12 protein-coding genes and 1 other RNA gene are annotated in these 13,104 nt (G+C 40.9%); 5 read left to right on the top strand and 8 right to left on the bottom strand.

The window, feature by feature from the left end:
* From E1160_RS03350 to E1160_RS03335, 4 genes are all read left to right on the top strand, one after another.
* The coding region (locus E1160_RS03350) for an ROK family protein (protein ID WP_155153583.1) at window positions 1-870 on the top strand (870 nt) is incomplete at its 5' end.
* 32 nt (window positions 871-902) lie between these two features.
* Window positions 903-2,189, top strand: coding sequence for a DNA polymerase IV (locus E1160_RS03345; protein WP_155153582.1), 1,287 nt, complete (start codon window positions 903-905; stop codon window positions 2,187-2,189).
* 51 nt (window positions 2,190-2,240) lie between these two features.
* Entirely contained in the window at window positions 2,241-3,206 is a 966-nt protein-coding gene (locus tag E1160_RS03340; protein WP_155153581.1) for a 2-hydroxyacid dehydrogenase, read from the top strand.
* Window positions 3,207-3,412: 206 nt separating this feature from the next.
* The gene (locus E1160_RS03335) at window positions 3,413-4,246 is read left to right on the top strand and encodes a GGDEF domain-containing protein (protein WP_155153580.1); all 834 of its coding nucleotides are present in this window, start codon (window positions 3,413-3,415) and stop codon (window positions 4,244-4,246) included.
* On the opposite strand, the gene E1160_RS03330 is transcribed toward E1160_RS03335, so the two are convergent.
* The 6 genes from E1160_RS03330 to E1160_RS03305 all read right to left on the bottom strand — a co-directional run bounded on the left by E1160_RS03330 (window position 4,243) and on the right by E1160_RS03305 (window position 9,941).
* Window positions 4,243-5,091 carry a VOC family protein gene (locus E1160_RS03330; protein WP_155153579.1) on the bottom strand — a complete coding sequence of 283 codons (849 nt, stop codon included), beginning with the start codon at window positions 5,089-5,091 and terminating at the stop codon, window positions 4,243-4,245. The genes E1160_RS03335 and E1160_RS03330 overlap by 4 nt on opposite strands.
* A gap of 11 nt (window positions 5,092-5,102) precedes the next feature.
* Window positions 5,103-5,396 (bottom strand): EamA family transporter, encoded by a 294-nt coding sequence (locus E1160_RS03325; protein ID WP_155153578.1) that lies wholly within the window; start codon window positions 5,394-5,396, stop codon window positions 5,103-5,105.
* Window positions 5,365-6,009 (bottom strand): EamA family transporter RarD, encoded by a 645-nt coding sequence (gene rarD / locus E1160_RS03320; protein WP_155153577.1) that lies wholly within the window; start codon window positions 6,007-6,009, stop codon window positions 5,365-5,367. Before rarD ends, E1160_RS03325 begins: the two co-directional genes overlap by 32 nt.
* Window positions 6,010-6,123: 114 nt before the next feature.
* Window positions 6,124-7,437, bottom strand: a complete 1,314-nt coding sequence (locus E1160_RS03315; protein ID WP_218048685.1) for a S8 family peptidase — start codon at window positions 7,435-7,437, stop codon at window positions 6,124-6,126.
* A 239-nt stretch (window positions 7,438-7,676) separates the two neighbouring features.
* Entirely contained in the window at window positions 7,677-9,296 is a 1,620-nt protein-coding gene (locus tag E1160_RS03310) for a fumarate hydratase (RefSeq protein ID WP_155153575.1), read from the bottom strand.
* Window positions 9,297-9,401: 105 nt separating this feature from the next.
* Window positions 9,402-9,941, bottom strand: coding sequence for an SspB family protein (locus E1160_RS03305; RefSeq protein ID WP_155153574.1), 540 nt, complete (start codon window positions 9,939-9,941; stop codon window positions 9,402-9,404).
* 206 nt (window positions 9,942-10,147) lie between these two features.
* Between E1160_RS03305 and E1160_RS03300 the strand changes: the two genes are divergently transcribed.
* Entirely contained in the window at window positions 10,148-10,918 is a 771-nt protein-coding gene (locus tag E1160_RS03300; RefSeq protein WP_155153573.1) for a substrate-binding periplasmic protein, read from the top strand.
* Between the two features lies 1 nt (window position 10,919).
* Here E1160_RS03300 and E1160_RS17415 read toward each other — a convergent pair whose 3' ends face one another.
* The gene (locus E1160_RS17415) at window positions 10,920-12,638 is read right to left on the bottom strand and encodes a tetratricopeptide repeat protein (protein ID WP_155153572.1); all 1,719 of its coding nucleotides are present in this window, start codon (window positions 12,636-12,638) and stop codon (window positions 10,920-10,922) included.
* 74 nt (window positions 12,639-12,712) lie between these two features.
* Window positions 12,713-13,088: a transfer-messenger RNA gene (ssrA, locus tag E1160_RS03290) on the bottom strand.
* Window positions 13,089-13,104 lie beyond the last annotated feature (16 nt).

Raw genomic sequence — 13,104 nt, 5'->3', positions numbered from 1 at the left:
GATATCGAAATCTATAGAAAACGTGTTCCCACCCCTCAACAAGATTACAATGCAAATATAGAAAATATCCATAATCTGATCATTGAGGTAGAACAAAAATATAGTAAAAACTACACAATTGGAATGGGTATTCCTGGCTGCATTTCACAAAAGACCGGCCTCATAAAAGGAGCCAACTCGACTTGGTTAATTGGAAAAGCACTAGACAAAGACTTGAGTAAAGTAATCGGAAAACCAGTGAGACTGGCTAATGATGCGAATTGCTTTGCACTTTCTGAGATGATTGCCCTCAAAGAGAGAAAAAACGAATTAATAACAACATACAAAAACATTCAATCCGTTTTCGGTGTCATCCTAGGGACAGGTGTTGGCGGTGGATTAGTAATGAATGGACAAGCTATACACGGCGCAAACGGCATTGCAGGTGAATGGGGCCATAATCCTTTGCCAGAACGCGATATAGATTCTCTTCCGGCCCCTGATTGCTATTGTGGTAGAAAAGGTTGCATAGAAACTTACCTTTCAGGCCCCGCATTAAGCAAACAATATAAAGAGCTCACTGGAAAAATTGCACAAGCCACAGAAATAGCTGATTTAGCAGACAATGGAGATGAATTAGCGCTGAAAATTATGACCGTTTATGAAACACGTCTCGCACGCGCTTTAGGCAGCATTATTAACGTCTACGATCCTCAGGTGATCGTATTAGGTGGTGGTCTTTCAAAAATAAATCGATTATATAGAACTATACCAGAACAATGGGGTAAATATGTGTTTAGCGATTTTGTTGAAACACAACTTTTACCGCCCCATCATGGCGACTCTAGTGGTATCAGAGGCGCAGCATGGCTTTGGCCTCGTGAAATGTAGTTTAGTTATTTAGCAGGAGAAAAACTCGACAAATGCAGGATATAATAAATAGTCCAAATTGCCTTTGTCGGGATTGCAGCCATATCTGGTATATGCCCGAACCGCCAAAAGCAGCACGATGTCCGGATTGCAACTCTCCTCGATTAAAATATCATCCAGAGTTGTCGATACTTTCCACGGCTCACATCGATTGTGACTCCTTTTACGCCACAGTAGAAAAACGTGACGATCCAAGCCTCATGGACAAACCTGTTATTGTTGGCGGCGGCCAACGCGGCGTTGTCTCAGCAGCTTGTTATGTTGCGCGTATGTATGGTGTTAGATCTGCCATGCCAATGTTTAAAGCAAAACAACTATGCCCCGATCTGGTTGTCATACGCCCAAATATGACAAAATACAGTAAAGTCGGTAAAGAAATTCGCAAGATGATGCATGATATCACCCCAATGGTTGAACCAATCAGCATTGACGAGGCATTTCTTGATCTTTCTGGCACCGAGAAATTACATAAAGCATACCCGGCTCAAACACTTTCAAAATTTATAAAAAGAATTGAAAACGAAGTGGGTGTGACGGCATCTGTTGGCCTCAGCCATAATAAGTTCCTTGCGAAAATCGCATCTGATCTTGAGAAACCCAAAGGGTTTGCCGTTATCGGCAAAGAAGAAACTATGGATTTTCTGGGTGATAAACCTGTTACCATGATATGGGGTGTAGGAAAGGCCTTGGCTAAAACACTCCACCATGACGGAATCGAAAAGATCTACCAATTACGTACTTATGAAAAATTCGATCTTATGGGACGTTATGGCAGCATGGGCAAACGCTTGTATCATTTCTGTCGTGGTGAAGATGATCGTAGCGTATCTGTTGGCAGTGAAACAAAAAGCATATCCAATGAAACCACTTTCAATACCGATATCTCCGACTATCAAACTTTGGAAAATACATTGTGGAAGTTATGCGATAATGTATCACAACGGATGAAAAAACAGAATCTTGCAGCACGCACTGTTGTCCTCAAACTTAAAACCAAAGATTTCAAGCAAATCACGCGTAATCGCACATTGATCGATCCTACCATGTTGGCAGAACAACTCTTTCGCGTGGGAAAACAGCTTCTTAAAAATGAAACCGATGGGCGCGCGTTTCGCCTTTTGGGTATTGGTGGTGCAGAACTTGTAGAAGGCGACCTCGCTGACCCTATTGATCTAGCGGACCCTGACGGACAAAAACGGGCTAAAATTGAAAATACGATGGATCTGCTGCGTGACAAACTAGGAAATGACGCCATAATAAAAGGCAGATCTTTAAAATAATTTAATAAGTTAGCTTACTTTCAACTAAAGTAGGCTTATTAGGGAGTTGATATGGGCAAACCGAAAATCTTTGCCACACGCCGCTTCCCCGCGGAAGTGGAAAAACGCCTTTATGCATCTTACGATGTTGTCATGAATGATAATGATCAGCCATTAGATATTTCAGACTATGCCAGATACGCTGACGGATGCGATGGCTTAATGATTAGTCCAACCGAAAAAATGGATCGAACAGCTATAAACACACTCCCTGAGAGTATTAAAATTATTTCTACTTTCTCTGTTGGTTACGATCACATAGATGTAGCTGCAGCCAACGCCCGGGACATCACTATCAGCAATACACCTGACGTTTTAACTGATGCCACTGCAGATATTGCAATGCTTTGCATGTTAGGTGCAGCCCGCCAAGCCCAAGCATCCGAGAAATCCTTACGTGAAGGCGGCTGGGGCCGATGGATGCCATCTGGCTATCTTGGCACTCATATGTCAGGTAAACGCCTTGGCATTCTTGGCATGGGAAATATTGGTCAAGCTGTTGCTCGTCGCGCAAAAGGTTTTGACATGCCTATTCATTATCATAATCGTCGGCCAGTGGAAGAAGCTAATGTCCTAGATGCGATTTATCATGACAGCATTGAAAGCTTACTTGCTGTGAGTGACTTTCTATCAATCAACTGCCCGTTAACCGACAACACACATCATCTGATAAATAAAGACCGGATCAATCTAATGCCTGATGGAGCAATATTGGTGAACACCGCACGAGGTCCTGTTATCAAAGATATAGATGTTATTGCTGCGTTAAAAACTGGCAAACTTGCCGCAGCTGGCCTTGATGTATTTGAAGGTGAACCAAATATTAACCCTGAATACTTAACATTGGATAACGTTTTCCTTGTTCCGCATATTGGTAGTGCAACCTATGAAACCCGAAATGATATGGGTTTTAAATGCCTAGATAATCTGGATGCATTTTTTGCCGGAACTAAATTACCCAGTCAGGTTTCCCTTTGAGAGATACAAGGATAGTTCCATACTACCCTTTTCCCTTATAAACCTTTAAATCACGGCTTTTTCACCATATGCATCCTTCAGATGCAATATCCCTTATTTTATACCATATTTATGGCATAACACTTGCATGTATTTATTCAAATTTCAGGATTGTATAGGCCAAACTCTTGTTATGAGAAAAATTCGGACTCAACCGGAGGATCAATATGGAAATAATGGATAGCACTTCCTTCTTTGCGTCATTGGACGAAGAAGATAATAAGCTTCGTAAACAGCAAGCTATTCAAAACGAAGAGAATAGCATTAAATTACAACATTCAGCGCGTTCAGCACGTGAGATTGCTTTACAGCTTTTAGGCTCTGTTGATGATAAAGCGGATCCCATCGATGCCTATTGTAAACTTCTTGAAAATGCCATTCATGATGCTGCAAAAGCAGAACAAGCATTGGCGAAAATGGAAGCTGAAGTTTCCAGATTAAAAGAGGCCTCTATAACCGATGATTTAACCGGTATTCTCAATCGTCGAGGCTTTCGACATGAATTACAACGCGCTATCGAACGTGCTATCCGCCAGAATGAAAACGGCCTTCTGTTAATGATTGATTTAAATGGGTTCAAAGCAATCAATGACACACATGGTCATAAAGCAGGTGATCTTGTTTTATGTGCTGTCGCCAGCCATCTTAAAAACAACATACGTTTGGTAGATACTGCCGCACGTTTGGGCGGAGATGAATTTGCTGTGATCTTAACCGGCACTGATCGAATTCTTGGCATGGAGAAAGCCATGCAAGTTGATCATAAACTTAATGCGCTTGTAGTCTCGTGGAAGGGCGTCCCAATCCCTATTTCTGCCAGCGTGGGTGTTGAACATTATGATAGTAATTCCAAGATAGACGCTGTCTTACATGAAGCAGATTTACGTATGTATGCGCTGAAACGCAAATCTGAAGATGAACCTTATTTCATCGATCATGACGACCCGGCCTCTCTTCAACCTGAAGGCTATCCATATCTTGGACGACCGGGGAAACTTTAGATAAATTGGATCGCAACCCCACACGCATCTTCTGGAGAAACTAACAATTCGCCATTGGTGTTTTTTAAATAACTCACCCCATTTTTATGTAACACAGAAGCTGTGGTTAAAAGATCATCAGCAGCTAATATCATGGCTATTATTGTTCCATCATCTTCATTACCCGACCATACCAGATCAGGAATAATCTCATTCAATGCGTCTGTCGGTGAGAAAATAATATCTCCCATGCCTGTATCCACATACAAAATATCGTCTTTAAGCTTCGTCGGTAGCTGAAACAGTTTTTCGTAACAGTCCTTTAAACTTTCAGGATTCTCATTAATAATCACATATGCTTTCGCTGCGGCAACCGTATTTGGATGACTCAACCATTCCTCCCGCCAGACGATTTCCGGTGTCATATGCTGGCATACGAACCCTTTAAACCCGGGTGTTTTTTCCGCAGGGATATGCACAAGACGGAAATGTGGCATCACATCCCCTTCAGGCATTTCAAGCCAGCGCCCTAATTTTTGTACTTCTGAAGGATCAAAACCTTCTTTTTCAAGATGCGCCCTCGTCACATCTACATCAGAAGAACGTGCAGCAAGCTTCATAAGTCCCTCGCCATTCGTAGCAAGAAAATTCACAAGCCCCGCGTCAAATTGAGTTGGGTCGACGATGCCGAGGATTTCTATATAATCTTGCGGGAACATGATACAATAATTTGCTGTCCCCCATCCCTCATGTCGTCCACGGCGCGTGATCGTGAAACCAAGTTTCTCATAAGTTTCGCGTGCAGCTTCAAGGTCAGAAACACCAATAATACTATGATCCAGCCCCGTAATCTCTGTTTTAGACATTTACAACCCTCTTAAACAATTTCAGCACGATTGCGCCGGGCTGTATATCGACGTTCCCAAGTGAAAATCACCAAGCTTGTCCAAATGAAAGCAAAGGTAATAATGTCGCCTGTTTGGATTTCCTCCCCATAATATTGGGTTGCCAGCACAAATAAGCCACTTGGTACAAGATAGAACAGCATTCCAACTGTCGAAATAGGTAAACGCTTTGAAGCAGCCACATAGGCAACCAATGGTATGGCGGTTACAAAACCTGCACCCTCCATTAATGCGTCAGCTTTTATATCCGAAATGGAGGAAACCAAGAGTATCTTGCATATAAAGCCAAATCAAATAACCCGTTGCGAATGGAAATAATAAAATTGTTTCTACACACAACCCCGGTACAGCATCCACATCGACAAGCTTACGAACAGCGCCATAAACGCCGAAGGAAACAGCAAGAACAACACCAATCCATGGGAATACACCTGCGTAAAGAACTGAAATTACTACTCCCGTAATTGCAAGGCCAACAGATACCCATTGCCATTTACGTAGTTGTTCACGAAATACGACTAATCCAGCGAGTACATTTGCCAAGGGGTTCATAAAATATCCTAAACTCGCTTGCAGGATGAGATCATTGGCAACAGACCAGATATAAAGTCCCCAGTTGATTGTAATAACCAAGGTAGATAAGCTCAGTAATAATAACATTTTAGGAGAACGAAGAACCCGAGCAATTTCACCTGTCGATTTGTTCAAAATCATAATGACATATAAAACAGGGATACTCCATAGAATACGATGACATAATATTTCCATTGGATCCACGTCACGTAATTCATTCCAGTAAAACGGGAATAATATCCAGATACCAAATGCAATCAGGGCAAAAATAACTCCTGCCCGACCTTGATTGTCTTGTTCACTCATCCCGCACTGACCTTTTAGTATTGATAATATATTTCCGCACAATAGGAAGAAGCCATCTAACCGTCAAACGATCAAATGGCCTCAATTCGCGATACATCTATTCCCAACAGGCAACTATCCGGTAATTGCTATTGTGCCGCCATTTTCTTCTGGAACAGGTACTGGAGCCGGCTCTGAATTAGGAGAAGAAGGTATTGTAGACGTATTATTCTCACCTGCAGTGCCCGGCATAGTTAAAACGGGATATGAAAAACCATTTCTAACGTCTTTCACCATCCCTCCCTTCATCAGGCCAACCAGATCAAAACTAGACATATTCGGATAAAGTTGCCTCATCACTGCCAATGCGCCTGCGACATGAGGGGCAGCCATGGAAGTACCATCGAATGCTTCCATCCCGTGCCCACCTTCCGATGTTAAAGTTGCTGATAAAATATCAACACCAGGTGCTAAAATCGTCAAATGCTCAGAAGCATTAGAGAAATCAGCGATCTTCCAATCCTTATCAACGGCACCAACACTTGTCACTGCGAAAGCACATGCAGGCGCAGATAGCGCGCCAGAAAAACCTTCATTACCAGAAGCTGCGACCACGTTAACTCCACTTAAAGCTAACATCAAAGAAGCTTCGCTGAATGGATGATCAAAGCAGGGCTGATTAAAATATCCCCCCCCCAAGCTCATATTCACCACATTCACATTATGCCTACCTTCAACCTTCATTTGGAAAATTATATCCATCGCTACAAGAATATCGATGGTTCGTCCTCCACCATTTTCAGAGAGCACTTTAAACGACGCAATATGTGCCTCAGGAGCTACGCCCCTTGCGCCATTTCCATTTCCTGCTGCGATACCAGCGACATGCGTGCCATGTTTGGTTTTTGTAATTGAAGCTCCTGGCCCTATATCAATACTCTTTCCGCCTTTACATCCAAATAAAATTATACAAGCCTCAAAAACTACGCGGCCATCTAACATTGGATGAGACGCATCAACACCAGAATCAATAATGGCAATTGTTTGCCCTTTACCAGTGCCCCCCATATCCCATTGTTTAGGTGCACCGACCATTTGAGTGCTCTTAAACAACTGGCTTTTTACTTCCAGATTTTCCCAAATTTTAATATCAGCAGAATAATTTCGAACATTATTCAAGCCCTTAAGATCAACACGCATCACCGCAAACGGAAGGTACTTAAATGAATAAAGTTGTTCCGCTCTTGCGCCGTCAGCACTTACTTTTTGGGCAAAATCACTCTGCAATTTTTCTAAATCAATATTACCCGTAATAGCCCGATGCATATCCCTTGGATCAATATCACCTGTGACAGGATTCCATCTTCCACTTACAAGAATATCGACAACGCCTTTTTCTGAGACTTCTGAATAAAGTTTCTCAAAATTATCCGCATAAGAGAGAGGCATTGATAAACTCAGGAATGATAAAACACTCCCTAAAACAATTAGTGTTTTCCTAACTCTATTTTTTATCATTGATTTAATTCCCCCTGCTATAAACGTCTGAATTATTCAATTCACTCACTCTAACCTAATGAAATGAATTGATACTTTTTATAACATTTAACTAAATAATAAATACAAAATACATAAAAAAAAGCGAGGTAAATACACCTCGCCTCCCTTTGTTCAGTTTAAATTAATCTCTATCCCAAATTTAACTCTTTGAAGAAATCATTTCCTTTATCATCAACGACGACAAAAGCTGGGAAGTTTTCTACTTCAATCTTACGAATAGCTTCCATTCCTAACTCTTCATATTCAACCAATTCGATAGATTTAATACAGTCTTGGGCTAAACGTGCTGCCGGACCTCCAATGGATCCTAAATAGAAGCCACCATGTTTGTGACATGCTTCGCGAACTTGTGGGCTGCGATTGCCTTTAGCCAACATCACCAAAGAACCACCTGCCGCTTGGAACTCATCCACAAAACCATCCATACGTCCCGCAGTTGTCGGCCCGAATGATCCAGATGGCATACCTTCTGGTGTCTTTGCCGGGCCTGCATAATAAATAGGATGGTTTTTGAAATAGTCAGGCATTGGTTCACCGGCATCCAAACGTTCACGAATTTTCCGATGAGCCGCATCACGCGCCACAATAATGGTACCTGTTAGACTTAAACGTGTCTTAACCGGACATTTGGTTAAAATTGCCAACACTTTTTCCATTGGTTGGTTCAAATCAATTTCAACCACGTCACTGGATAGATCGCCTTCTGTGACTTCTGGTAGATATTGTGCAGGATTCATTTCTAACTGCTCAAGGAAAATACCATCTTTGGTAATTTTGCCTGTTGCTTGACGATCTGCAGAGCAGGAAACAGCAATACTGATTGGCAAACTCGCCCCATGACGTGGTAGGCGAATAACACGCACATCATGACAGAAATATTTACCACCAAACTGCGCACCAATCCCCATATGCTGGGTCAGTTCATGTACGATACCTTCAAATTCTTCATCTCGATAAGCTTGGCCTTTATCATTGCCTTGTTTAGGAAGGCTATCAAGATAACGCGCAGAAGCCAGTTTTGCGGTTTTTAAATTGAGTTCGGCACTTGTGCCACCAATCACTACAGCCAAATGATATGGTGGACAAGCGGCCGTACCTAATGTCTTAATTTTTTCATCAAGGAAAGCGATCATACGTTCCTTTTCAAGCAAAGATGGTGTTGCCTGAAACAAGAAAGTTTTGTTAGCGGACCCCCCACCTTTTGCCATGAATAAAAACTTATAAGCATCTTCTCCTTCAGAGAAGATATCAATCTGAGCCGGAAGGTTGTTTTTTGTATTCACTTCCTCAAACATAGAAACAGGCGAAACCTGTGAATAGCGAAGATTACGTCGTTCATACGCATCTAATACACCTTGTCCCAAGGCTTCATGATCATTACCGGTTACCCAAACATTTGAGCCTTTTTTACCCATAATAATCGCAGTACCAGTATCTTGGCACATTGGTAGCACTCCGCCTGCAGAGATATTAGCGTTTTGCAATAAATCCATAGCGACAAAACGATCATTGGCAGACGCCTCTTCATCATCAAGGATTTTGCGTAATTGAGCCAAATGACCTGGACGAAGATAATGATTGATATCATTAAACGCTTCTTCACATAATAGACGAATGCCTTCTGGATCAACTTTAAGGACGTCTTGCCCTTCAAAATCACCAACAGATACATAATCACCTGTGATTTTACGATAAGGCGTTTCGTCTTTACCTAGAGGGAACATTACGTCTTTTGGCTCTGCGCTCATTTTTTCCTCACTTCAATTTTGCAGATTGCTTATCTGCATCCTGATCATTATCACATTAAAAAAGGCGACTGTAAGTCGCCTTGGTTGGGGGCATTCCCCCTTTTATTATTTGTCTTTGCGAAAATTATCCAAGGTAACGACATTATCGCCTCCCTTGGCCTTATCACCCGCTTCACCTTCAGAGGTTTCTGCGGCAAGTTCCTCGACCGTAGTTGGACCGCCCGATTCTATATCCGCGTCCAATTCAACTGCAGCTTCCAGTTCGTCGGATACCCAGCTGTCATCATCAAGGTCCACATGAAACTGAAGACCAAAATTCACTGATGGATCAGCAAAGGTGATCAATGCATCATAAGGAATGCGCAAGGTTTCCATTTTATGATTAAAACTTAGATCAACATTAAAACCAACATCACTGGTTTCTAAATTCCAATATTGATGCTGCAAAACAATTGTCATCTCTTCTGGATAGCGCTCTTTCAAGCGCTCCGGGATACTTGTATCAGGATGATCCGTACGAAAGGTAATATAAAAATGGTGCTCGCCCGGCAAACCATCATCACCAGCGCGTTCCAACGCTTCACGTACAACTGTACGCATCGCAGTTTCAACCATTTCATTGTAGCCTAACAGGTCTTCCGTCATGCTTTTCCCGTCCCAATGCAAAATTTTCTATTGTTTTATGAAGTACCAAACCTGTGCAGATTAGGCAACAATTCTTGATGTGCTGCGCGCATATTAGGTTAATAATTATGGATTGAAAACTGATCTTTCATGAAAATATGATTTGCTATTGGAATAAAAAATATTCACGTTAGAATGGCATCCAATGAAAGAGGTATTTATTATTGATGATCCATAAGTTAGCTCGAATTTGTTTATTTTTCAGTGCCTATATTGCGATAATCTGTTCGTCACTGAGTATAGCCGCAAAAGCGGAAACAATCCGATCTATCAGTCTAGTCTCTGTCAACTGGGAACCATATTACGGGGATAATCTATTAAATCAGGGATATATTGCCGAACTCACCAAAACTGCTTTTGAACGTGAAGGCTATAAAGTGAAATTCACATTCCTCCCGTGGAAACGGGCTTTAAAACATGCGGCTTTGGGACGGTATGATGGTTTATTGGGCGCCTATTTAACTGAAGAACGCACCAAAAATTTTGTTTATTCCAAGCCAATTTCAAGAGTTCAAACTGTTCTACTAAGCTTGAAAAAATCAAACATTCAGTTTGATGAATTACGCCAGTTATCACCTTATAAAATCGGCGTTATCCGTGGTGCGTCAGGTGGCCGTGTGTTTGATGCAGCGACTTATCTGAATAAAATTCCCGTCGATTTACCAGATCAAAACATTGAAAAATTAATTAATGGCCGGATCGATATGATTTTTTCAGGAAAAGAACATATCATAAGAAGTTTAAACCAAAAGTTACCTAATTGGGATAACCAAATCAAAATTCATCAACCAGCAATCGAAGAGAATCTGATCTATAATGCAATCTCAAAAATGGTTACAAACCCTGAAAAGATTGTCGAAGCTTTCAATCGTGGCTTCATAAAAATTAAAGCTGACGGTACTTTTGATAAAATACTCTCCAAACATGGATATCGATAACCTATAGGATCAAGGAGCCAGTTTCGGCTAACTGATCGAAATACTGTTCAAAATATTTCATCTGTTGTTTACTATCTTTTCTAAACACCACTTTCTGCGACTTTTCATTAACCGGCGTAGAGAAATGTTCAGCTAGATAATCGGAGGTTACTTCTGTTATTTCCAGAAAATTAGAAAAATCTGCATATGCATCTTTTTGAGCATTAAAAAGATCCTCACTTTTTAAATGCAGATATTTATTTTCAGGAAGAAAATCAGCAACCTTTCTTCCAAATAGTTGCGTTGCAAACAAAAACCAACTTATCTTTTGCGTGATGTTCAATCGAGTATCAAGACAATGATGAAAACAGTCATTTGGAAAACTTTTATCATATCTCAATGCTTGTAATTGATTATCAAACCATTGGTTTTTCTCATAAATAGATTTGAATGTTGCGACGTTGTCTCGCTCTAAATAAATAAACTTACTTTCGGGAAACAGTATGGACCATAAAGGCATCAATATACTATCCCAGTGTCCGGTAAATACAGGTGTTTTGCCAAGACGATATGCATATATTAACTCAGTAGTTCTGATCGACACATAACTTTTAATGACATTTCTAATCGGCTCCCCTGTAAAGTTGTTTTCCAATATTCGATACAAGACGTGATTTCTGTCAGTCGCAGGCATTTGCCATTGGTATGAATGAAATGAAAAAGTATCTTCAAGTTTTTGAAACAAATGATGAAGTGACGTAGTACCTGCCCGGCCGGATGATAAAATTGATATCGGAGCATGAGCATGCGGCGCATATTTATCCTTAACTGCCAATATATTTTGCTTAGTAGTATCAAACTCACCTTTATTATTCATATGTCTTACAAGATCAAAATAACCTTCAAAACCCTGCCCAAACCTTGGAACATCTATTTGGACGGCCTCCATTAACGGGATATCATAATGTAAGACACTATTCATCGATGGAATTGGGGAATAATCGAATGCAGGAAGCTCTATAGGGTGAATAGTATCTTCCTCTATCATGCCTATATCTTGAACGTCATAAGAATGTGTACGCCCTAATTGGAGCAACAACCAATTTCGCTTATCCTCAAAATCATTAAAAATATCTTCAAGTGTTAAAAGTAACTGTGATAAAGGCACATTTTGAAACATATGTTGCAATACATATATTTTCACTGGATCTATACGAAAGCCATTATCCATGGACGCAGCAGATTTCACCACATCAAGCGTAACAGAACTTTCACCCAATAAGAATAACACTAAGATAAGTTGAACCGAATTCAAGCCTTGAATTTTATTTTCATAAATAAAATCAACAAACTTACCAACCTGAAAGTATTGTCCAGATGCAATTAGGGCAGATAAAGCATATTTAACGACCTCTGGATCAACCTTTACTTGATTGTGTAGATTTTCAAATAATGTAAGTGCTTCTGCATATTTACCGCCAACATTTAACAGTAAGAACAGTTGACGTGCTGCCTCAATATGTGTGGGATTTTGCTGTAAAAAAGAACTCAACAAAGAGACAGACTCATTTGTCTCCCCGGCAATTCGATAGATCAATCCCAAATACAGGTATATTTCCGAATCATTGGTAGCCTTTAATTTTTCAATATCAAACTGTTGATCAAAAAAATGATCTACATTCTTGTTAACAACATAAGATTTCAACTTCTGTCGTAATACAGCTAAGTCTGCCTCGCTCACCCTATTCCCTCCATCGCAAGAGATACGAATCCTTATTAAACTGATTTGGTAGGGAAAGTGAATATTTCTTTAAGAAATGGGGCTTCTGTTGCTAGGCGCCCCGGGCCCCACCTATGGGAAGATAGTCCATAGGGATTTAAATTCGTCGCCTAGGCTGCAATTATGCAGCGGCAGCAACCATCTCATTGTTGTCGTTTGCAACTATAAGAATAGCCCGATAACGGCGGAGACAATACCGGGTACCGACTAAATCTTTACTACGCGTGTCGATCCTAATTCGCCCCCATACCATCCAGAAAGAAACAGTTTCTTCTCTATCTTCAGATGAATGGTGGAGGCGCCGGGTACCGCCCCCGGGTCCACTACGCTTATTCCATAAAGCCGTTTAGCACCATAACTGCATAAAGCAGTAATCTTTATATAGGCATTCACAGCCGAAGAATAAAGTCTATTTAAGAGTCTAAAT

Source organism: Curvivirga aplysinae (assembly GCF_009711445.1).
Taxonomy (GTDB): domain Bacteria; phylum Pseudomonadota; class Alphaproteobacteria; order UBA8366; family Aestuariispiraceae; genus Curvivirga; species Curvivirga aplysinae.
Note: the sequence above shows the minus strand (reverse complement) of the source record. Positions and strands in the feature narration are given on the sequence as shown.

What these genes read in the sequence shown, in the direction of transcription:
- E1160_RS03345 (WP_155153582.1), top strand. Translation starts at nt 903, where the DNA reads ATGCAGGATATAATAAATAGTCCAAATTGCCTTTGTCGGGATTGCAGC.
- E1160_RS03340 (WP_155153581.1), top strand. Translation starts at nt 2,241, where the DNA reads ATGGGCAAACCGAAAATCTTTGCCACACGCCGCTTCCCCGCGGAAGTG.
- E1160_RS03335 (WP_155153580.1), top strand. Translation starts at nt 3,413, where the DNA reads ATGGAAATAATGGATAGCACTTCCTTCTTTGCGTCATTGGACGAAGAA.
- E1160_RS03330 (WP_155153579.1), bottom strand. Translation starts at nt 5,091, where the DNA reads ATGTCTAAAACAGAGATTACGGGGCTGGATCATAGTATTATTGGTGTT.
- rarD (WP_155153577.1), bottom strand. Translation starts at nt 6,009, where the DNA reads ATGAGTGAACAAGACAATCAAGGTCGGGCAGGAGTTATTTTTGCCCTG.
- E1160_RS03315 (WP_218048685.1), bottom strand. Translation starts at nt 7,437, where the DNA reads ATGCCTCTCTCTTATGCGGATAATTTTGAGAAACTTTATTCAGAAGTC.
- E1160_RS03310 (WP_155153575.1), bottom strand. Translation starts at nt 9,296, where the DNA reads ATGAGCGCAGAGCCAAAAGACGTAATGTTCCCTCTAGGTAAAGACGAA.
- E1160_RS03305 (WP_155153574.1), bottom strand. Translation starts at nt 9,941, where the DNA reads ATGACGGAAGACCTGTTAGGCTACAATGAAATGGTTGAAACTGCGATG.
- E1160_RS03300 (WP_155153573.1), top strand. Translation starts at nt 10,148, where the DNA reads ATGATCCATAAGTTAGCTCGAATTTGTTTATTTTTCAGTGCCTATATT.